Source organism: Bradyrhizobium sp. WBOS08 (assembly GCF_024585125.1).
Lineage (GTDB): Bacteria > Pseudomonadota > Alphaproteobacteria > Rhizobiales > Xanthobacteraceae > Bradyrhizobium > Bradyrhizobium japonicum_B.
The window spans coordinates 3738282-3758655 of the sequence record NZ_CP028988.1 but is presented as its reverse complement, the minus strand read 5'-3'; the positions used below and the strand labels follow the sequence as shown (position 1 = coordinate 3758655).

Genomic DNA, 20374 nt, shown 5'->3' with positions numbered 1-20374 from the left:
CTTTCAGCGGGCTCCTCAGGATGAGGACCACACTTGCCGCGCGAGCGCTACCGCGTGAGCTGCTGGGCGTGCCGGTTGTCCGCGGTCGCTTCGGCCTCGACCCAGGATTGCGGCTTGACCTTGTCGCCTGCCGCGAACTTCTGGAACCCTTCGACCACGACCTTGTCGCCGGCCTTCAGGCCTTCGGTGACGAACCAGATTCCGTCCTGCACCGATCCGGTGCGCACCGCCTGCACCGCGATGTGGTTGTCGCCCTTGACGACGAACACCTCGCTGCCGCCGCCGCCGTTGCGCTGGACCGCCTGCTGAGGCACCGCGATCGCGTCGGAATCGAGACCCTGGTCGATACGGACCCGGACGTACATGCCCGGCAGCAATTCGCGCTTGGGATTTCGGAACTCGCCGCGCAACGTCACCTGTCCGGTGTGGGCGTCGACCTTGGCGTCGGAGAACAGCAGCTTGCCCTCGAGCGAATAGATGGTGTTGTCGTCGAGCACGAGGCGGACCTTGGCGGTGTCGGACGCAATACGCTCGAGATCACCGGTTTCGAAGGCGCGGCGGAGCTGGTTGAGTTCGTTCACCGACTGGGTGAAGTCGGCATAGATCGGGTCGAGCTGCTGGATGGTGGCGAGATTGGTCTCGTTCTGCACCGCGAGGGCACCTTCGCTGACCAGGGCCGCACCGACCACGCCGTCGATCGGCGCGCGCACGGTCGCGTAGTCGAGATTGAGTTTGGCCCGTGCCAGGTCGGCCTTGCGGCCTTCGACGTCGGCATGGGCCTGGCGTTCGGCCGCAATCGCCTTCTCGTTCTCGGCCTCTGGGGCGGCACGATCCTTGGTGAGGGTGGCGATACGATGCGCCTGCTGCTTCGCCTGCATCAAGGCGGCCTCGGCCTTGGCCAGCGCAGCTTCGTTGGCCATGACCTCGACCTCGAACGGGCGCGGATCGATGCGGTAGAGCGCATCGCCCGCCTTGACCTCGCTGCCCTGGCGGAACAGGCGTTCGACCACGATGCCGGACACGCGGGGCCGCACCTCGGAGACACGAGTCGGCGCGATACGGCCAGGGAGTTCCCGCACGATGGCACGCGGCTGCGGCTTGACCGTGACGACGCTGACATCCGGCTCGGTCGGTTGGGCCTGGACGATCGCAGAGTTTGACTCGTCGCAGCCCGCAAGCAGCGGCGCCGCGACCGCGAGCATCAAGACCATGCAGGCGGATCGCGCATGAAGTACTGGCATAAGGGTAGTTGCCCCGTTCAATCGCATTGCTCTCAGGCTTCCAGGAAATTCCGGACAGTCTGATTTGAAAAAGAAAATAATGGGTGCTTGCTGCGACGCAATGAAAGGATTGGCGGCTCATTGTCACACGAGCTAACCAATTGACCAAACGATATATTTTGAGAATCACCTGATCGTGAGTCAGGTTCCATCCCGACGTGCCGCGACAGAAGATCGCAATTACCCGGCGGCTTTCATCCGGTATTGGCTGACGCCCCACTCGGTTCCATCGGCGTAGCCGAACAGGCCCGACGTCGCGAGCAGGAACCAGCGCCAGCGCCGCAGCCAGAGTGCGGTCTCCTCGCCATAGACCTTGCGCAACGATGCCTCGGTCGCGTCGCGATGCCTGTCGAAATTGACGAGCCAGTCGTTCGCGGTGCGCTGATAATGCGTGCCGCTCCAGCACCATTCCTTCTCCACCGTGAAGATGTCGTCGAACTGCCTGACGAGGTGATGGCTTGGCATCAGCCCGCCCGTGAAGACATGCTGCGCAATCCAGTCGTCACGATCGAGCCGGTCGAACAGCTGCGAGCCGGAGCGATGGGTGACGATTTGCATGAAGAACCGCCCCTCGGGGGCGAGCCATGACCGCAGGCGGGTCATCAGCTTGCGCCAATTCATCATCTGCTCGAACATCTCGACCGAGACGATGCGGTCGAACTGGCCGTCGGGCGCGAACACGTTCATGTCCGCGGTGACCACGCGCAGGTTCAGCAGGCCGCGCTGCTGTGCCTGCTCCTCGACATGGGCGCGCTCCGCCTGCGAGGTCGACACCGCCGTCACCTTGGCGTGCGGAAATTGCCGCGCCATCCACAGCGACAGCGAGCCCCAGCCGCAGCCGAGCTCGAGGATGGTCTGGCCATCGGCAAGGCCGGCATGCTCGACGGTCTGGCGCAGCGCCTCCTCCTCCGCCTCCTGCAGGGTGGTCGCGTCGGTCTTGTAGAAACAGCAGGAATATTTGCGGCTCGGGCCGAGCACGTCCGCGAAGACCGCCGCGGGCACCTCGTCGCGCCCGGCTGCGGCACCCTCGGCGATCGGCCGCAGCATCATCCGACCAGCGAGGGCGGCGTCAGTGGCCGCATCATGGCCGGCGAGGCGCGTTGCGGTGCGGGAGCACAGGCGCTGGATCGCGGCGCGGACCACGAGGTCCGGCAGCGGCACGCGTTCGGCAGTCCCGATGATCGCGGAAACGACGCTCATGCGTCTCCTGAATAGCGAACTTCTGCAGATATCTGGCTATCAAAGCACCGCTTCCGGCGCGGGTTCCCCGAGCCGTCACCGAAATCGGCGTATCCGGCGCTTTTTTTGGGCCGGCGCTGTGCCATAGTGCGCCCCGCAAGCAGGCTACGTAATGGATGATAATGGCCATGCCGTCAGGCACTTCGTCCCGCTCCACCATGGATATCGAGTACACCAAACTGTCCTCGCCCAGCGTCTTCCTGGTGCGGATGCTGGTCTTCCTGGTGCTGTGCACGCTGGTGGGCGTGGTGCTCTACAAGCAGATCATCCAGGCCTTCTTCGCCAATCCGGGGCTCAATGCCCTGATCGGAGGGGTGCTGTTCATCGGCATCATCCTGGCGTTCCGCCAGGTCATCCGGCTCTATCCCGAAGTCTCCTGGGTCAACAATTTCCGCATCGCCGACCCCGGCCTGGCGCCGGCCCGGCACCCGAAGCTGCTGGCGCCGATGGCGGCGATCCTCGGCGGCGAGCGCTCCGGGCGGATGTCGATCACCCAGACCACCATGCGGCACCTGCTCGATTCGATCGCGACCCGCCTGGACGAGGCCCGCGACATCTCGCGCTACATGACCGGCCTTTTGGTCTTCCTCGGCCTGCTCGGCACCTTCTGGGGCCTGATCGAGACGGTCGGCTCGGTTGGCAAGGTGATCGACGGGCTCAAGGTCGGGAGCGATTCGGGGGCGCTGTTCGACACGCTGAAGGAAGGCCTCGCCGCCCCGCTCGGCGGCATGGGCATCTCGTTCTCGAGCTCCCTGTTCGGCCTCGCCGGCTCGCTGGTCCTCGGCTTCCTCGACCTGCAATCGAGCCAGGCCCAGAACCGCTTCTACACCGACCTCGAGGACTGGCTGGCCACCACCGTGCGCGAATATGGCAGCGGCGAGGTTGCGGTCGCCTCCGGCGGCGGCGGGGTCGCCAGCGGCGAGCTGCAGGCCGCGGTCGAGCGCTTGCGCTCCGTGCTCGAGGAAGGCAGTGGCAGCCGCGGCACCACGGCGGCGATGGCGAGCCTTGCCGAAGCGATCCAGGCGCTGGTCTCGCACATGCGCACCGAGCAGCAGATGATCCGCGAATGGGCCGACGGCCAGGGCGAGCAGAACCGCGAGATCCGGCGCCTGCTGGAGCGCCTCGCGCGCCAGCCGGAGAAGAGTTGAGGACAGGACGAAAGGTTCGTGCCCCGGACGCGACGCAGCACGAAGTGATGTGTTGCTGAGCCGGGGCCCAGCACCTTCTGCGTACAGAATGGGTCGCGGCTCTGCGCCGCAACGCTGACGCCTTGCAGCTTGTCCGGGACACGGAAGTGGAGACGTAAATGGCTCTTGCCCGCGCCCGCCGCAGCGAAGGCGGCCTCAACTACTGGCCCGGCTTCGTCGACGCGCTGTCGACGCTGGTGCTGTCGATCGTGTTCCTGCTGTCGGTGTTCCTGGTGGTGCAGTTCTTCCTGTCGCAGGAGGTCACCGGCAAGGACAAGGCGCTGGAGCAGCTCAACGCCAAGATCGCCCAGCTCAACGAGCTATTGTCGCTGGAGAAGCTCGGCAAGCTCACGCTCGACGACCAGGTCTCGCAGCTGAAAGCCGGCCTCGCCTCGGCCGAGAGCGAGCGCGACCGCATCAAGGGCCTCTATGACGGCTTAGCTGCCGCCGGCAACGACGCGCAAGGCAAGACCTCCGAGCTCGGCAAGGCGCTGGATTCGGAGAAGGCGGTCTCGGCGCGGGCGCTGGCGCAGATCGAGGTGCTGAACCAGCAGATCAGCGCGCTCCGGCGGCAATTGGCGGCGCTGGAAGAGGCGCTCGACGCCAGCGAGAAGCGCGACAAGGAATCGCAGAACCGCATTGCGGATCTGGGGTCGCGCCTGAATGTCGCCCTGGCGCAGCGGGTGCAGGAATTGTCGCGCTACCGCTCCGAATTCTTCGGCCGCCTGCGCGCCATCCTCGGCAACCGGCCCGACATCCGCATCGTCGGCGACCGCTTCGTGTTCCAGTCCGAAGTGTTCTTCGACACCGGACAGGCGATGCTGCTGCCCGAGGGCCGCGCCGAGCTCGACACGCTGGCGACCGCGCTGATCGAGCTCGACAAGAAGATCCCGAGCGAGATCCCCTGGGTGCTGCGCGTCGACGGCCATACCGACGTGCGGCCGGTGAGCGGAGCGAACTTCAAATCGAACTGGGACCTGTCGGCGGCACGCTCGATCTCGGTGGTGCAATATCTGGTCTCGCTCGGCGTGCCCGCCCAGCGCCTCGTCGCGGCCGGCTTCGGCGAATTCCAGCCGCTCGATCCCGGCAACACCGAGGAAGCCTACAAGCGCAACCGCCGCATCGAGCTGAAGCTGACGGAGCGGTAGTGAGCGCGCTTCACCTCCGCCCCTACCGCCCCGAAGACGAAGCCGCCGCGATCGAGCTCTGGCACCGCACCTGGCAAGCGGCCTATCCGCAGATCGACTTCGCGGCGCGCTTGGCGTGGTGGCGCGAGCGCTGGCGCAGGGATCTGGTGCCGAAGGCCTCGATCGTGGTGGCGGAACAAGACGGCGCGCTGACCGGGTTCGTCACCATCGACGGCGAGGGCTATCTCGACCAGCTCGTGGTCGACCCCGCGCATTGGGGCTCTGATGCCGCGCGGCTGCTCGTCGAGGAAGCCAAGCGCTTGTCACCCTCGGGCGTGACGCTGCTCGTCAACAAGGACAATGCCCGCGCCATCCGCTTCTACGAGCGCAACGGCTTTGCCCATGCCGGCGACGACGTGAACCCGACCTCGGGGCGGCCGGTGCTGAAGATGGTGTGGCGGGCGTGATCGCCAAACGCAAACTGAGCTGTCATCACCCGCGAAGGCGGGTGATCCAGTATTCCAGAGACGGCAGTGATTGAACCGAGACGCCGGGGCGTACTGGATTCCCCGCCTTCGCTGGGAATGACACCGTGACTGGAACGGCGACCGAGACCTCACGCCGCTCTGCCCCTCACGCCCCCTCGAACTGCAACCTTGCCAGCCGGGCGTAAAGCCCGTTCGCGGCCACCAGCTCGGCATGCGTGCCCTGCTCGACGATACTGCCCTGGTCCATCACCAGGATGCGGTCGCAGGACAGCACGGTGGCGAGGCGGTGCGCGATCACCAGCGTGGTGCGGTGGCGCATCAGCTCTTCCAGCGCGGTCTGCACCAGCGTCTCGCTCTCGGCATCAAGCGCGGAGGTGGCCTCGTCGAGCAGCAGCAGCGGCGCATCGCGCAGGATGGCGCGGGCGATCGCGATGCGCTGGCGCTGGCCGCCCGACAGCGTCACGCCGCGCTCGCCGAGCGGGGTCTGGAAACCTTCGGGCAGGCGGCGGATGAATTCGGCGGCATGGGCGAGCTCGGCGGCGCGTTCGACCTCGGCATCGGTGGCATCGGGCCGGCCGAAGCGGATGTTCTCGCGGGCGCTCGCGGCGAACACCACGGATTCCTGCGGCACCAGTGCGATGCGCGCACGGAAATCCCTGGGGTCGGCGGACTTGACCGGCACGCCGTCGAGCGAGATCGTGCCGCTGCGCGGGTCGTAGAAGCGCAGCAAGAGGTGAAAGATCGTGCTCTTGCCGGCGCCGGATGGGCCGACGATCGCAACCTTCTCGCCGGGGCGCACGGTGAACGACACGGCATCGAGCACATTGACGTCGCGCCGCGCCGGATAGGCAAAGCTGACCCGATCGAACCCGACCTCGCCGCGTGCCGGCACCGGCAGCGCGCGCACTGAGGCGGGTGCGGTGATGTCGGGCTTCACGTGCAGGATCTCGAACAGGCGCTCGGCCGCGCCGGATGCCGCCGAGACCTCGCCCCAGACCTCGCTGAGCTGGCCGAGGCCCGCCGCGGCGAACACCGCATACAGCACGAACTGACCGAGCCGGCCCGGCGAAATCGCGCCGGTGAGGACGTCATGCGAGCCGATCCAGAGGATCGCGACCACGCTGGCGAACACGATGAAGATGATGATGGCTGTGAGCACGGCGCGCGCCTGGGTCGAGGTGCGCGCGGCCTCATAGGCGTGCTCGACCTCGCCGCCGAAACGCTTCTCGGCGAACCCTTCGCTGGTATAGGCCTGCACGGTGCGGATCGCGCCGACCAGCTCGCCCGCATAGGCCGAGGCCTCGGCGAGCGTGTCCTGCGCGTTGCGCGACAGCCGCCGCACCCAGCGCCCGAAGGCAACCAGCGGCAGCACGATCAAGGGAATGGCCAGCAGCACGAAGCCCGACAGCTTCGGGCTCGTGATCACCATCATCGCCGTGGCGCCCAGGAACATCATCAGATTGCGCAGCGCGATCGACACGGAGGCGCCGACGGCCGATTTGAGCTGGGTGGTGTCGGCGGTGAGCCGCGAGATCAATTCGCCGCTGCGCGCGGAATCGAAGAAGGCGGGGGAGAGCGAGAGCAGATGAGCGAAGACGTCGCGCCTGAGGTCGGCGACGATGCGCTCGCCGATCGTCATCACGAGGTAGTAGCGCGCGGCGCTGGCGAGCGCGAGCACGCCGACCACCGCGAGCATCACCGAGAAGTAGCTGTTGATCAGCTCGATGCCCTCGGGCGTCAGGCCGAAATCGATCATCCGGCGCACCGCGATGGGCACCAACAGCGTGGTCAGGGCCGCGACCGTGAGCGCGACGAAGGCCAGCGCCGCCCGGCCGCGATAGCGGCCGACATAGGGCGCCAGCGCGAGCAGCGGCCGCAGCCTGGCGCGGCCCTTGGCCGGCGCTTCGATCAGCTCGGCTTCGATCGAGGTTGTGTCCGCGGCGTTCATTCCGGGCTGATCGACATATTGGTCATCAAGCCGTTCCACTGCGCTCATGAGATCTGGCCCATTGCATTCGTTTGCTCCCAATAGGCCGGTGCAAGGGTAGTGGCAAATCCGGGATGTCCCTTAGGGGCAAACCCGGTTCAGCCGCGCAAGCCCGCTTGTTTTGGCTGATATCGTGAGGTATAGAGCCGGCCAAATCCGTCATTCGCGAGCCACCAGAACAGGCGCCGGGCGCCGAGGAATTTGTCATGAAAGCCGAAATTCATCCGGATTATCATACGATTAAAGTCGTGATGACCGACGGAACCGAGTACCTGACCCGCTCCACCTGGGGCAAGGAAGGCGACACGCTGAACCTCGACATCGACCCAAAGTCGCACCCGGCCTGGACCGGCGGCAACGCCCAGATCATGGACCGCGGCGGCCGCGTCTCGCGCTTCCAGAAGAAGTTTTCGGGCTTCCTCAAGAAGGACTGATCCGGCCCGCAGGGCTGGAGACGAAAAACGCCCCCGGCGAAACCGGGGGCGTTTTTGTTTATCGGGCGGTGTCATTCCGGGGCGCGACAAAGTCGCGAGCCCGGAATCCATAACCACGATCGGGAGTATGGATTCCGGGCCCGCGCCAAGAGGCGCGTCCCGGAATGACGACCGAGATGGTTGATCGACCTTACCGCTCGAACGCGGCCTTCAGCGCGTTGAGGTGCGGCACCAGCGGATTGCCGATTGCGACGTGCTCGGCCGGCGGGGTGTGGATGGTGGTGTCGAGGCGGCGGACGCGGGTCTGCAGGCTCATCGAGCGATGGATCAGGTCCTGGAGCTGCGCGGGCAGCTTCTCGATGGTGTCGGCGGGGCCGGGATCGGCGGCGCTGAGCTTGACCTTGGTCTTCTCGCGATTGGCCTGAACAAGCGTCATCTCGCCTTCCTTCACCGCGCGGTGCAGCAGCAGCCACGAGGCGAGCTGCATCAGGCGGGTGGTGAGACGCATGCTCTCGGTCGCGTAGGTGAGGCTGACGGCACGGTCGAGCGCCTTGGCCTCGGTGCGTCCGGCGCCGTCGAGATAGGCGGCGGTCTCCTCGACCAGATCCATGCCCTCGCGGAACAGAACGCCAAACGCCGCGGAATTGGTGAACCGCTCGCTCAGTTGAACGAGCGCGCCGTCGGCCTGCAAACGTTCCATGGTTAACGCCTCATACGCAACTGTTTGACTGTCCGGCTTTGGCGCCGGCTTTATGATGAACAAATCATTGCGCGGGCGAGACGCGGAGTCCAGTGACAAGCGCGGATATGGTTTCCGCGGGTCATTCCCAGGAATTCAACCGGGAATAGACGCAAAAAAAGAGCCGCCGGAGACCGGCGGCTTTGAAAGTTGATAACAGGGAGGCGTCAAACAGAGTGGACAGGAGCCACTCGGTGTCCAAACGAGGACAGTTCCAGTCATAAACCCGAAAGCTTAATCTGGAGTAAACGAGCTAATTTTTTGAGAGTTCGTTAGCCATGTCGGCCAGCGGCCGAGCCGAGGTCTCGTGCCCCGGACGCAGTGCGGCACGAAGTGCTGCACTGCTGAGCCGGGGCCCAGTCCTTTGGCCGATGTGTCGGGAGAGGTATGGGTCCCGGTTCTGCGCAGCAGCGCTTAAGCGCTGCGGCGCGCCCGGGACACGAGAGGTGAGTCTCGATAGCCTACTTCTTGAAAAAATGATCCGCCGCATCGCGCGAGGCGCGCTTCTTGGTGGCGGCTTCCTCCAGTCTTGCGATCTCGGTCTTGAGCAAGGTCACGCGCTCGGTCAGTTCCTCGACCGACAACAGTGACAGATCCTGTCCGATCTCGTGCGTGATCTTCCTGCGCGGGCGGTCGTCGTCTTCCGTCGCCATTCTCGCTCCTCCTCTCGTCCGCGGACCGGACCGCAACGCTGAGGCGGTTGCCAGTCCGGACTGCGCTGGCTAATCAAAGGCCTGGTTCATCCCCGCACCTTTGCTCAAGGACACATCATGGACAAGCTGCCCGCGCAAATGACCGTGGTCGCCATCTCCAAGCCCGGCGGACCGGAGGTGCTGATCCCGGAACAGCGCAGCCTGCCGCAGCCCGGCCCGGACGAGATCCTGGTCAAGGTGATGGCCGCCGGCGTCAACCGGCCCGACGTCGCACAGCGCTCCGGCGCCTATCCGCCGCCGCCCGGCGCCAGCGACCTGCCCGGCCTCGAGATCGCCGGTGAGGTGGTCGCGGTCGGCAGCAACGCCAAGCGGCACAAGGTCGGCGACAAGGTGATGTCGCTGGTCGCCGGCGGCGGCTATGCGCAGTACTGCATCGCCCAGGACGCCCAGGCCATGAGCGTGCCGCCGGCGCTGTCGATCAAGGAAGCCGGCGCGCTGCCGGAGACCCTGATGACGGTCTGGCACAACGTGTTCGAGCGCGGCGGCCTCAAGGCCGGCGAGACGCTGCTGATCCATGGCGGCTCCTCCGGCATCGGCACCATGGCGATCCAGCTGGCGAAGGCGTTCGGCGCCAAGGTGTTCGTCACCGTGGGATCGCAGGACAAGTGTGATGCCTGCCTCAAATTGGGTGCCGACCGCGCCATCAACTACAAGACCGAGGACTTCGTCGCCGTGGTCAAGGAAGCGACCAACAAGGAAGGCGTCAACCTGATCCTCGACATGGTCGCCGGCGACTATGTCGACCGCAACTACGACGCCGCCGCGGTCGATGGCCGGATCGTGCAGATCGCAACCCTCAACGGGCCCAAGGTCAGCGTCAACATCGCCAAAGTAATGGTCAAGCGCCTCACCCATACCGGCTCGACCCTGCGCCCCCGTACGAATGCGGATAAGGCGGCGATGGTGGCCGCAATCGAGCAGAAAGTGATGCCGCTCTTGCGCGAAGGCCGCGTCAAACCGCTGATGGACAGCACTTTCCCGCTGGAAAAGGCCGCCGACGCGCATCGGCGCATGGAAACCAGCGCACATATTGGCAAAATTGTGTTGGAGGTCTAGGCCGCTGACCCACAGGGCGGGCCGGAAACCCTTTGATTTTCCTCGCTTTCGTGGCATCTATCGCGACGCACCGGACCACTTCGGTCCGGTCTGAAATCAGCTCTTACTCAGAGTTTGCGTCGAACGCGGAGAACTGACCTTGCGTCTGATCAGGTGCCTCGCGCCCATCGCGCTGGGCCTCATGATTCTCGTCGCCGCGTATCCCGCGCGCGCGCTCGACGCCGTCAGCGTCCGCAGTGACGCGCCCGCGATCGACCTCACCGGCGTGCTCGATCATCAGCGCAGCGATGCCGACCGCATCCAGGTCTCCACCGCGCCCGGCACCGACGGCATCGTCCGCCGCATCGAGGTACGCGCCCGCGAAGGCGGCCAGAACTGGGTGGTGTTCGCGCTCGCCAACAACACCGACGACCAGCTCGACCGCCTGATCGTCGCGCCGCATTACCGCATCGTCTCCTCAGGCCTGTTGTGGCCCGACCTCGGCCTGTCGCGCATCGCCACCATCACGCCTTCGATCGGCGACCGGCCCGAACGGCAGGAAAGTGCAACTGCGGACGTATTCCGCATCACCCTCGACCCCGGCGCCGTCGTCACCTTCGTCGCGGAGCTGCGCACCGACAAGCTGCCGCAGCTCTATCTGTGGGAGCCGGAAGCCTACAAGGACAAGGTCAACTCGTTCACGCTGTACCAGGGCATCGTGATCGGCATCTCGGGCCTGCTCGCGCTGGTGCTGACCATCCTGTTCGTGGTCAAGGGCAGCATCATGTTCCCGGCCGCCGCGGCGCTGGCCTGGGCGGTGCTGGTCTATATCGGCGTCGATTTCGGCTTCTGGGGCAAGGTGCTCGACATGTCGAACAACGCCGAGCGCATCTGGCGCGCGGCGGGCGAGGCGATCCTGGCGGCGACGCTCCTGGTGTTCCTGTTCGCCTACCTCAATCTCAGCCGCTGGCATGTGCGCTATTCCCACATCACGATCGGCTGGCTCGCCTTCCTGGGATCGCTGGTGGCACTCGCGCTGTTCGATCCGGCGGTGGCCTCGGGCATCGCCCGCATCTCGCTGGTGCTGATCGCCTTCGCGGGCTTTGCGCTGATCGTCTATCTCTCCACCCACGGCTTCGACCGCGCCGTTCTGTTGATTCCGACCTGGTTCCTGCTCGTCGTCTGGGTAGTCGCGGCCGGCATGACCGTAGCCGGCTCCGTCACCAACGACATCGTCGGCCCGGCCCTGCTCGGCGGCCTCGTGCTGATCGTGATGCTGATCGGCTTCACGGTGATGCAGCACGCCTTCGCAGGCGGCGGCGCCACCACCGGCGTCGTCTCCGACATCGAGCGGCGCGCGCTGGCGCTGGCCGGCTCGGGCGATCTGATCTGGGACTGGGATGTGTCCGCCGACAAGGTCTTCACCAGCCCCGAGACCGAGGCCCTGCTCGGCCTCAAGCGCGGCACGCTGGAAGGGCCCGCGGCCTCCTGGTTAGAGGTGCTGCATCCGCTCGACCAGGACCGCTTCCGCGCCGCGCTCGACAGCGTGCTCGACCAGCGCCGCGGCCGCCTGGTGCAGGATTTCCGCCTGCGTACCCCGGACGGCCATTTCATGTGGTTCGCGCTGAAGGCCCGCCCGGTGGTCGGCTCGGACGGCGAGGTCTCGCGCGTCGTCGGCACGCTCACCGACGTCACCGAGCTGCGCAACGCCGAGGAGCGCCTGCTGCACGATTCCGTGCACGACAACCTCACCGGCCTGCCCAACCGCAAGCTGTTCATGGACCGGCTGGGTGCGGTCGCGAACTTCGCCAAGACCATGCCGACGCTGCGGCCGACGCTGATGGTGATCGACCTCGACCGCTTCAAGCAGGTCAACGATTCCGTCGGCATCGCGGTCGGAGATTCCATTCTGTTGACGCTGGCGCGCCGCCTCACCCGCATCCTGAAGCCGCAGGACACGCTGGCCCGCATGGCCGGCGACCAGTTCGGCCTGATCCTGCTGTCGGAGCAGGACCCCGCCCGCATCACCGCCTTCGCCGAGACCATCCGCAAGACCATCCGCGCGCCGATCGCCTTCAACGACCGCGAGATCTTCCTCACGGCGTCGATCGGCCTCGCGCTGTCCGATCCGCAAACCCAGCTCACCGACGAGATCATCAAGGACGCCGAGCTGGCGATGTATCATTCCAAGCGCATCGGCGGCGACCGCATCGACGTCTACAAGCCGGCGATGCGGGCGCGGAAGACCGATCGCCTGACCCTGGAGAGCGAGCTGCGCCGCGCCATCGAGCGCCAGGAGCTGACGATCCTGTACCAGCCGATCGTGCGGCTGGAGGATCGTTCGGTCGCCGGCTTCGAGGCGCTGGTGCGCTGGGATCACCCCAAGCTCGGGCGCATGGCGCCGTCGGAATTCATCAGCATCGCGGAAGAGACCGGCCTGATCGTCGACCTCGGCATGTTCGTGCTCGACCAGACCGCCAAGCAGCTCTCGGTGTGGCAGCGCGCGATGCGCTCGCGCGAGCCGATCTTCGCCTCCGTCAACGTCTCGTCGCGGCAATTGCTGCGCCACGACCTGATCCACGACATCCGCACCGTGCTGTCGCGCTCCTCGGTGGCGCGCGGCACGCTCAAGCTCGAATTGACGGAATCGCTGGTGATGGAGAACCCGGAGCACGCCGCGCAGATGCTGACGCGGATCCGCGAGCTCGGCACCGGGCTCTCGCTCGACGATTTCGGCACCGGCCATTCCTCGCTGGCCTACCTGCAGCGATTCCCGTTCGACACCATCAAGATCGACCAGTCCTTCGTGCGCACCACCAACCGCGGCACCCGGCCGGTGATCCTGAAGTCGATCATCGCGCTCGCGCACGACCTCGGCATGGACGTGGTGGCCGAGGGTGCCGAGACCGATTCCGACGCAGTCGAGCTCTACCAGATGGGCTGCGAATACGCCCAAGGCTTCGCCTTCGGCGAGCCGATGGACGCCGACGCCGCGATGCGGCTTTTGACCGAAGTGCGGCTCGAAGCGGCGAGCTGATCGCTCGCACCTCTGAAACCGGTATCGTAGGGTGGGCAAAGGCGCCCTTGCGCCGTGCCCACCATTCAGAGGTGGTGGGCACGCTTTCGCTTTGCCCACCCTACGATACTGTTGGGATGCCGCTGCACTACCACCGCCTCTGCGACTTCTGCTTCCTGAACCGCACGCTCGCACCATCCGGCATCCGTGTCGCGACGAAGCCCGCGGCGAGGCAGGCTTCGCGCTGCGGCATCTGGATGTCGGGGCTGCGCAGGCTGTCCCACCACGAGGCACGATTGGCCGCGCGCGGCAGGGCCGCGCCGATGATCTCCTCGATCTGCTCGAAGCTCAGCACCAGCTCGTCCTGCTTCTGCCGCATCAGATAGTCGCGCAACGCGTCGTAGTCGTTCACAATCGTCCTCTCGTCCGAAAGCGGGCCTGCTCACGCCGGGTCTGCCCAAAACCGTGGCCTGCGTAAACCGATTCTTAACTCAGTACGGCAGCGCCGTCCCGCCTTAAACATCGCGCAAGCTTTCGAGCGCATCCACTTATGTCGGGAGCAAACGATGCTGTCTGGATGGCGCGACGCCATGGCCCGCCGGCCGTGGCGGATTTCGGCGAAACTGCTGATCATCTCGTCCATCGTGACGGTGATCGGCTTTTCCGCCGTTTGCGTCAACGTGATGCTCGACATGCGCCGCGGCGAGGAGGCGCTCGCCCGCCAGACGCTGGAGAACCTCGCGACCACCATTCAGTCCGACGTCAGCCGCAACTTCGATATCTACGATTTGTCGCTGAAGGCGGTCGCCAGCAACATGCTGCTGCCGGAGCTCGCGACGGTATCGAAGCCGATCCGTCACCTCATCCTGTTCGACCACGCCACGACGGCCAAGCATTTCGGCGCCATCCAGGTGTTCGATGCCGAGGGCCGGCTGACCATCGACGCCTCCACGCTCGATCCCCTCCCCGAGAACCGGAGCGAGGAGGATTACTTCAGGGTCCATCGCGACAATCCAGAGGTCGGGCTGTTCATCAGCCGTCCCATGTTGTTTCGCGGCACCTATGCGATCGTGCTGAGCCGGCGCATCAGCGACACCGACGGCGGGTTCCTCGGCGTCGTCGCCGGCTCGATCCGCTTCAGCTATTTCCACCAATTGTTCGAGCAGCTGAAGCTCGATCCCGAAGACACCATCACCGTCCTCAAGCGCGACCGCACCATCATGATGCGGCGGCCATTCGATCTCGACATCATCGGCACCAACCTGAACGATCGCCGCAGCTGGAGGGCCGACAATCTCCGGATCGGGGCCGCCTATTCGGGACAGGGTCCGGTCGACCCGACGCCGCGGCTCTATGTCCGCGGCGGCGACAGCGGACCGCTGTTCGTGGTGGCGGGCAAACCCCTGACCGCCGTCTTCGCGCTCTGGGAGAAGGAGGCGTTCCGCATCGGCGCCGTGGTGCTGGCGCTCGCGCTGTTCGTGCTGGGATCGACGCTCGTGCTGGCGCGCGAGATCGGCCGGCGCGCCGAGGCCGAGCGCAAGCTGGAGGAGATGGCGACGACCGACGCGCTCACCGGCCTGAAGAACCGCCGCAAGTTCGATTCCGTCATCGACGTCGAATGGCGGCGCGCCATGCGCCAGAAGGCGCCGATCGCGCTGGTGATGATCGATGCCGATCACTTCAAGGCCTACAACGACAGCTTCGGTCATCAGGCAGGGGACCAGGTGCTGGTCGGCATCGCCATTTGCATTTCCGATTCGGTGAGCCGGGCCGGCGATTGTGCCGCGCGCTATGGCGGCGAGGAATTCGCCGTGCTGCTGCCGAATACGTCCGCCACAGATGCCTTCAAGGTTGCCGAGGCGATCCGGACCAAGGTGCAGGGCTGGTCCGATGAGCAGGTGATTTCGACGGTGTCCTGCGGCGTCGCCAGCCTGGTTCCCACCGCCGGCATGGACTGGTCGATCCTGGTCGCCGCCGCCGACAAGGCGCTCTACGCCGCGAAGGCTGGCGGCCGCAACCAGTCGGTGGTCGCGAGCCTGCCGAAGCTGTCGCTGGTGGCGTGACGAGCTCTCTCCTCGTCATTGCCAGGAGCTCTTGCGACGAAGCAATCCAGGCATTCTCCGTGGAAAAATTCTGGATTGTTTCGCTTCGCTCGCAATGACGGCGCGCTACTGTCCCAGATACTTCTTCATCTCCGCGATCAAGCCGTCGCGCAGCTCGGGGCGCTTCAGGCCGTAGGCGATGTTGGCGCGCAGGAAGCCGGGCTTGGAGCCGCAATCGTGGCGCTCGCCCTCGAACTCGACGCCGTAGAACTTCTGCGATCTGGCAAGGCCGATCATGGCGTCGGTAAGCTGGATCTCGCCGCCGGCACCGCGCTCCTGCGTTTCCAGGATCTTGAAGATCTCGGGCTGCAGGATGTAGCGGCCGGTGATCGAGAGGTTCGAGGGCGCGGTGCCCTTGGCCGGCTTCTCGACCATGCCGTCGACCTCGAACATCTTGCCGCTGCGCTTGCCGACGCCGCAGATGCCGTATTGATGGGTGAGATGGTCGGGCACCGCCTCGACCGCGACCAGATTGGATTTCTCGCCGAGCGATGATGCCATCTCGATCATCTGCTTGAGGCAGCCGGGCGTGTTGAGCACGAGCTCGTCGGGCAGCACGACGGCGAACGGCTCGTTGCCGACGATGTCGCGCGCGCACCAGACCGCGTGACCGAGCCCGAGCGGCGCCTGCTGGCGCGTGAAGCTGACCGCGCCCGCGTCGGGCTGGTTCTGTGCCAGGATGTCCTGCTCGGCCTTCTTGCCGCGCGCCGCCAGCGTCGCGTCGAGTTCGTACATCCGGTCGAAATGATCTTCGATGACGTTCTTGTTGCGGCCAGTGACGAAGACGAAGTGCTCGATGCCGGCCTCCCTCGCCTCGTCATAGACGTACTGGATCAGCGGCTTGTCGACGATGGTCAGCATCTCCTTCGGCATCGCCTTGGTGGCGGGCAGGACACGGGTGCCGAGGCCGGCAACGGGGAATACGGCTTTGCGAATTTTCATGTGATTGATCGAATACCTGAGAGCCCATGGGAACGGAGCTGGGAACGGAGCAATGGCATTTGCTAACCTGTTTGCAGCCGCCAACAAAGGCGGATGTGGGGCCTCACCCGCGCAGAGTTAAGAAAAAGGCCGCCACCAAAATTTCACCTTTGTTAAGCTATTGGCAACCGTAACCAGGCCTCCTGATGGCGGATTTTTGAAAAGCCCGATGGGTGGGACATGATGCGATCGGTAGCAGGACAGGCAAGACGGACGGTATCCGCGACCGGCGCGATGATGGTTGCGGCCGCTTTGCTCCTGCCCGCCGGCGCGCACGCTCAGGCGCAGAACGGCCTGTCCAACCTGTTCGGCGGCATCTTCTCCGGCTCCAACGCGGCGCCCTCTCAGCCTGCGCCGGGTCCCGGCGGCGGTCAAACGGGAGCATTGCCCTGGACCGGCGAGGACGGCGCCTCCGGCCATCCCTTGATGACGGCGGCAGCGATCCGCGAGGCGGCCTCCAATTTCAACAATTGCGTCGCCGGGATGTGGCCCGATGCCGCACGGCGCGGCGTCACCCAGGAAAACTTCCAGCGCTTCACGGCCGGCCTCAGCCCCGATCTGCGCATCATGGACCTCATGGATTCGCAGCCCGAGTTCACCAAATCGATCTGGGCCTATCTCGACATCCTCGTGAACGACAACCGCCTCGCCAAGGGCCGCGAGATTCTCACCACATACAAGGCGCAGTTCGACGCCACCGAGAAGGCCACCGGCGTCGATCGCTACATCATCGCCTCGATCTGGGGCATCGAGTCCAATTACTCGACGCAGATGGGCGACCGCAGCGTGCTGCAATCGACCGCGACGCTGGCCTGCATCGGCCGCCGCCAGGCCTATTTCAAGGACGAGTTCCTGTCGGCGCTGGAGATCCTCAACCGCGGCGACCTCAGGCCGGAGCAGATGCGCGGCTCCTGGGCCGGCGCCTTCGGCCCGACCCAGTTCATGCCGACCGCGTTCAAGCGCTTTGCCGTCGATGGCGACGGTGACGGACGGCGCGACGTCGTCGACAATCCCACCGATCTGATCGCATCGACCGCCAACAATCTGAAGAAGGATGGCTGGCAGGCCGGCCAGACCTGGGGCTACGAGGTCGTGGTGCCCCAAGGCTTCAACTACATGCTGGCCGACCGCGCCAAGGCGATGCCGATCGCGCAATGGGAGAAGCTCGGGCTGAGGCGGGCGACCGGGCAGGCGTTCCCGCATCCGGCGGAGAAGGCCTACCTGCTGGCGCCGGCGGGCGCGCAAGGACCCGGCTTCCTGATGCTGCAGAACTATCGCGTCATCATGAAGTACAACCCGGCCGAGGCCTATGCGCTGGCGATCGGCCATTTCGCCGACCGCCTGCGTGGCGGGCAGCCCTTCGTGCAGCCCTGGCCGCGCCAGGAGCGGGAGCTGTCGCGCACCGAGCGGCTGGAGCTGCAGCAGCTGCTGGCCCAGCGCGGCTTCTACAAGGGTACTCCGGACGGCCAATTCGGCGGCCAGACCCGGGAGGCGCTGCGCAATTTCCAGGCCTCGATCGGGGTGCCCGCCGACGGCTTTGCCTCCTCCGAGGCGCTGGATCGGCTGCGCGGACGGTAGAATCGCCCCGAAAGTAACCCTGAACAGGGATTTCGCCCGCCGCGCTTGACGCAGGCGGCTGTTCCCCGGTGTATGGGACAAGAATCTGCAACGGAATTTGCCCGTTTCGCGCCCGATTCCGTTACTATATTGAGCCACTTCCGATCCCCGTTGCGGGTGCCCGAGATCGCATGTCGAAGAAGTCCCTGTTCAAGGCACTGACCGAGACCGGCCCGTTGATCGCGCTGGGGACGGCGCTTGCGATCCTGGTGGTGGTCGCAGGACCTGCCTCGGCGCAGTTCTTCAACTTCCCCGGCTTCGGCGGCCCGCCGCAGCGCTCGGCGCCGCCGCCACCCCGAGGTGGTGGAGGCGGCGGCTGGTTCGGCGGCGACTTCTTCGCACCGTTCCAGCAGCAACAGCAGCAGGCGCCGCGGCAGGATTTTTCGCGGGCCCCGGCGCCGGCCAAGCGCGACACCATCCCCGAGAAGAACGTGCTGGTGCTCGGCGATGCCATGGCCGACTGGCTCGCCTACGGCCTGGAAGATGCCTACGCCGAACAGCCCGACATGGGCGTGATCCGCAAGCACAAGACCGTTTCCGGCCTGATCAGGTACCAGCCCAAGGGCGAGCCCTCGGACTGGGCGGCGGCGGCAAGGGGCATCCTCGAGACCGAAAAGCCCGACGTCATCGTCGTCATGCTCGGCCTCAACGACCGCGCCGCGATCCGCGAGCCTGCGGCCGAGAAGACGGACAAGCCCGCCGCGGACAAGGACAAGAAAAACGACAAGGGCGCGCGCGGCAAGCCGCCGGCAAAGCCGGGCGAGACGAAGCCGGGCACCGACAGCGCCGCCAAGCCCGACGACAAGCCTGCCGATGCCGACCTGCCGCAGGATGACGCCGACAACGCCGACACGCCTGCGGCCGCGCCGGAAAAGACCGCGCGCAATCCGAACGGCCTCTACGAATTCCGCGACGAGCGCTGGATCGAGCTCTACAGCAAGAAGATCGAGGAGCTCGCGGCCGTCCTCAAATCCAAGGGCGTGCCGGTGCTGTGGGTCGGCCTGCCGGCGGTTCGCGGACCCAAGGGCACCGCGGATACGCTGTTCCTGGATTCGCTCTATCGCGAAGGCGCGGCCAAGGCCGGCATCACCTATGTCGACGTCTGGGACGGTTTCGTCGACGAAGCCGGCCGCTTCCTGCAGAAGGGCCCGGACTTCGAAGGCCAGATTCGCCAGCTGCGCAGCTCTGACGGCGTCTATTTCACCAAGGCCGGCGCGCGCAAGCTCGCGCATTATGTCGAGCGCGAGATCACGCGCCTGTTGGCCGGACGCTCCGGCCCGATCGCGCTGCCGAGCGAGCCCGCGACCCCCGACACCAGTGCCGAGCCCGGCAAGCCCGCGCCGCGGCCGCTGGCCGGGCCGATCGTGCCGCTGGTCGCGGCCTCGATCTCGACCGATCAATTGCTGGGCGGCCCGGGCTCGCGTCCCGCCGCCGTCGATGCGCTCGCTGCCAGGACGATGGTGAAGGGTGAGCCGCTGGCAGCGCCGGCCGGCCGCGCCGACGATTATGCCTGGCCGCGCCGCGAAGTCGGCCGCGAGCAGGCTAAGGGCGATACGCCGATGGCCGCGACGACCCCTGAGGGGAGCGCCGCCAATCCGACCGCGGCGGGCGCCGCAGCCGCGATCGGGCCGCCGAAACTGGCGCCGAAGAAGCCGCCGGTACCACCGCAGCAGCCGGCGCAGGCGCCGCCCTCGTTCCGCGATTTCTTCGGCTTCGGCTCGCCGCAGCCAGGGCCGCCGCGTCAACTGGCGCCGGCGCCCGGGCCGCGCAATCCGGCTCCCAATCCGGGCATCCCGCGTCCACCGGGCAACGTCGGCCGCTCCGCCGAGATGTTCCGGTAAGCGAAGGTCTCTTGTGCCGGACGCGACGCAGCACCCCTTGGTGATGCGTCGCAGAGCCGGGACCCGGCTCCTCTCAAGGCATCCAAAAAAAGAATGGGCCCCGGCTCAGCAGCGCACCACTGCGTGATGCGCTGCGTCCGGGGCACGAGAACGTTGAGCTCTTGGCCCAGCCGTTAGTAGCGCCAGCGCGGCGGCGGACGGCGGGCGGGGCGCGACATCAGCAGCGCGAGCGCAAAACCGATGCCGCCGGCTACCATCAGGGCGCCGAGCGGATTGTCCTGCACCTTCTTCGACAGCGCCTGCGTGCCGTCGCGGAAGGTGTCGCCGCTGTTCTCATAGGCGTCCTTGGCGTAGCTGGTCGCGGTGTCCGCGGCATCGCGCACGGCATCCTTGGCCTGGCCGTAGAGATTCTGCACCGTACCCGCAGCCTCCCGCGCCTTGCCCGATGCCTGCGTCTTGGCATCGCCTGCCAGGTCTCCGATCGCGCCTTCCGCGCGCCCGGCATATTCCTTGGCCGATCCAACAATCCGATCCGTGTCCATGATGCTCCTCCTCGGGGGTCAGCCCAAGTAACCGATCAGGAGCAGC

General features: G+C 66.2%; 17 protein-coding genes. 9 read left to right on the top strand and 8 right to left on the bottom strand.

The genetic code is table 11. The annotated features are described in order from the left end of the window. Positions 1 to 47: 47 nt before the first annotated feature. Positions 48 to 1241, bottom strand: coding sequence for an efflux RND transporter periplasmic adaptor subunit (locus tag DCM80_RS17900; protein ID WP_257192896.1), 1194 nt, complete (start codon positions 1239 to 1241; stop codon positions 48 to 50). Between the two features lie 219 nt (positions 1242 to 1460). Continuing rightward, a complete protein-coding gene (locus DCM80_RS17895; protein ID WP_257192895.1) occupies positions 1461 to 2480 on the bottom strand; it encodes a cyclopropane-fatty-acyl-phospholipid synthase family protein in 1020 nt (339 codons plus the stop codon). Positions 2481 to 2647: 167 nt separating this feature from the next. Between DCM80_RS17895 and DCM80_RS17890 the strand changes: the two genes are divergently transcribed. The 3 genes from DCM80_RS17890 (at position 2648) to DCM80_RS17880 (ending at position 5300) form a co-directional block, all read left to right on the top strand. Continuing rightward, positions 2648 to 3667, top strand: coding sequence for a hypothetical protein (locus DCM80_RS17890; RefSeq protein WP_028138469.1), 1020 nt, complete (start codon positions 2648 to 2650; stop codon positions 3665 to 3667). 158 nt (positions 3668 to 3825) lie between these two features. Further along, the gene (locus DCM80_RS17885) at positions 3826 to 4854 is read left to right on the top strand and encodes a peptidoglycan -binding protein (protein ID WP_257192894.1); all 1029 of its coding nucleotides are present in this window, start codon (positions 3826 to 3828) and stop codon (positions 4852 to 4854) included. Then, positions 4854 to 5300, top strand: coding sequence for a GNAT family N-acetyltransferase (locus DCM80_RS17880; protein ID WP_257192892.1), 447 nt, complete (start codon positions 4854 to 4856; stop codon positions 5298 to 5300). Before DCM80_RS17885 ends, DCM80_RS17880 begins: the two co-directional genes overlap by 1 nt. Positions 5301 to 5466: 166 nt before the next feature. On the opposite strand, the gene DCM80_RS17875 is transcribed toward DCM80_RS17880, so the two are convergent. Beyond that, positions 5467 to 7317, bottom strand: coding sequence for an ABC transporter ATP-binding protein/permease (locus DCM80_RS17875; RefSeq protein ID WP_257192891.1), 1851 nt, complete (start codon positions 7315 to 7317; stop codon positions 5467 to 5469). A 197-nt stretch (positions 7318 to 7514) separates the two neighbouring features. Here DCM80_RS17875 and rpmE point away from each other — a divergent pair, with 197 nt between their 5' ends. After that, positions 7515 to 7742 (top strand): 50S ribosomal protein L31, encoded by a 228-nt coding sequence (rpmE, locus tag DCM80_RS17870; RefSeq protein WP_011084323.1) that lies wholly within the window; start codon positions 7515 to 7517, stop codon positions 7740 to 7742. Positions 7743 to 7932: 190 nt separating this feature from the next. Here the strand turns inward: rpmE and DCM80_RS17865 are convergent, their stop codons facing one another. Continuing rightward, a complete protein-coding gene (locus DCM80_RS17865) occupies positions 7933 to 8442 on the bottom strand; it encodes a DUF1465 family protein (RefSeq protein ID WP_028138473.1) in 510 nt (169 codons plus the stop codon). A 500-nt stretch (positions 8443 to 8942) separates the two neighbouring features. Then, complete coding sequence (locus DCM80_RS17860; protein WP_257192889.1) at positions 8943 to 9134, bottom strand: DUF1192 domain-containing protein; 192 nt, start codon at positions 9132 to 9134, stop codon at positions 8943 to 8945. Between the two features lie 117 nt (positions 9135 to 9251). Between DCM80_RS17860 and DCM80_RS17855 the strand changes: the two genes are divergently transcribed. Continuing rightward, positions 9252 to 10250: an NAD(P)H-quinone oxidoreductase gene (locus tag DCM80_RS17855; RefSeq protein WP_257192888.1), complete on the top strand. Its 999-nt coding sequence runs from the start codon at positions 9252 to 9254 to the stop codon at positions 10248 to 10250. A 139-nt stretch (positions 10251 to 10389) separates the two neighbouring features. Further along, the gene (locus tag DCM80_RS17850) at positions 10390 to 13266 is read left to right on the top strand and encodes an EAL domain-containing protein (protein WP_257192887.1); all 2877 of its coding nucleotides are present in this window, start codon (positions 10390 to 10392) and stop codon (positions 13264 to 13266) included. Positions 13267 to 13393: 127 nt separating this feature from the next. On the opposite strand, the gene DCM80_RS17845 is transcribed toward DCM80_RS17850, so the two are convergent. Then, complete coding sequence (locus DCM80_RS17845) at positions 13394 to 13657, bottom strand: hypothetical protein (protein WP_028138477.1); 264 nt, start codon at positions 13655 to 13657, stop codon at positions 13394 to 13396. A gap of 154 nt (positions 13658 to 13811) precedes the next feature. Between DCM80_RS17845 and DCM80_RS17840 the strand changes: the two genes are divergently transcribed. Beyond that, on the top strand, positions 13812 to 15308 hold the full coding sequence (locus DCM80_RS17840) for a diguanylate cyclase (RefSeq protein ID WP_257192885.1): 1497 nt from the start codon (positions 13812 to 13814) through the stop codon (positions 15306 to 15308). A gap of 105 nt (positions 15309 to 15413) precedes the next feature. Here the strand turns inward: DCM80_RS17840 and DCM80_RS17835 are convergent, their stop codons facing one another. After that, entirely contained in the window at positions 15414 to 16289 is an 876-nt protein-coding gene (locus DCM80_RS17835; RefSeq protein ID WP_028138479.1) for a UTP--glucose-1-phosphate uridylyltransferase, read from the bottom strand. 222 nt (positions 16290 to 16511) lie between these two features. Between DCM80_RS17835 and DCM80_RS17830 the strand changes: the two genes are divergently transcribed. Then, complete coding sequence (locus DCM80_RS17830) at positions 16512 to 17906, top strand: lytic murein transglycosylase (protein ID WP_257197969.1); 1395 nt, start codon at positions 16512 to 16514, stop codon at positions 17904 to 17906. 170 nt (positions 17907 to 18076) lie between these two features. Continuing rightward, positions 18077 to 19786 (top strand): DUF459 domain-containing protein, encoded by a 1710-nt coding sequence (locus DCM80_RS17825; RefSeq protein ID WP_257192883.1) that lies wholly within the window; start codon positions 18077 to 18079, stop codon positions 19784 to 19786. A 173-nt stretch (positions 19787 to 19959) separates the two neighbouring features. On the opposite strand, the gene DCM80_RS17820 is transcribed toward DCM80_RS17825, so the two are convergent. Further along, the gene (locus tag DCM80_RS17820; protein WP_028138482.1) at positions 19960 to 20328 is read right to left on the bottom strand and encodes a CsbD family protein; all 369 of its coding nucleotides are present in this window, start codon (positions 20326 to 20328) and stop codon (positions 19960 to 19962) included. Positions 20329 to 20374 lie beyond the last annotated feature (46 nt).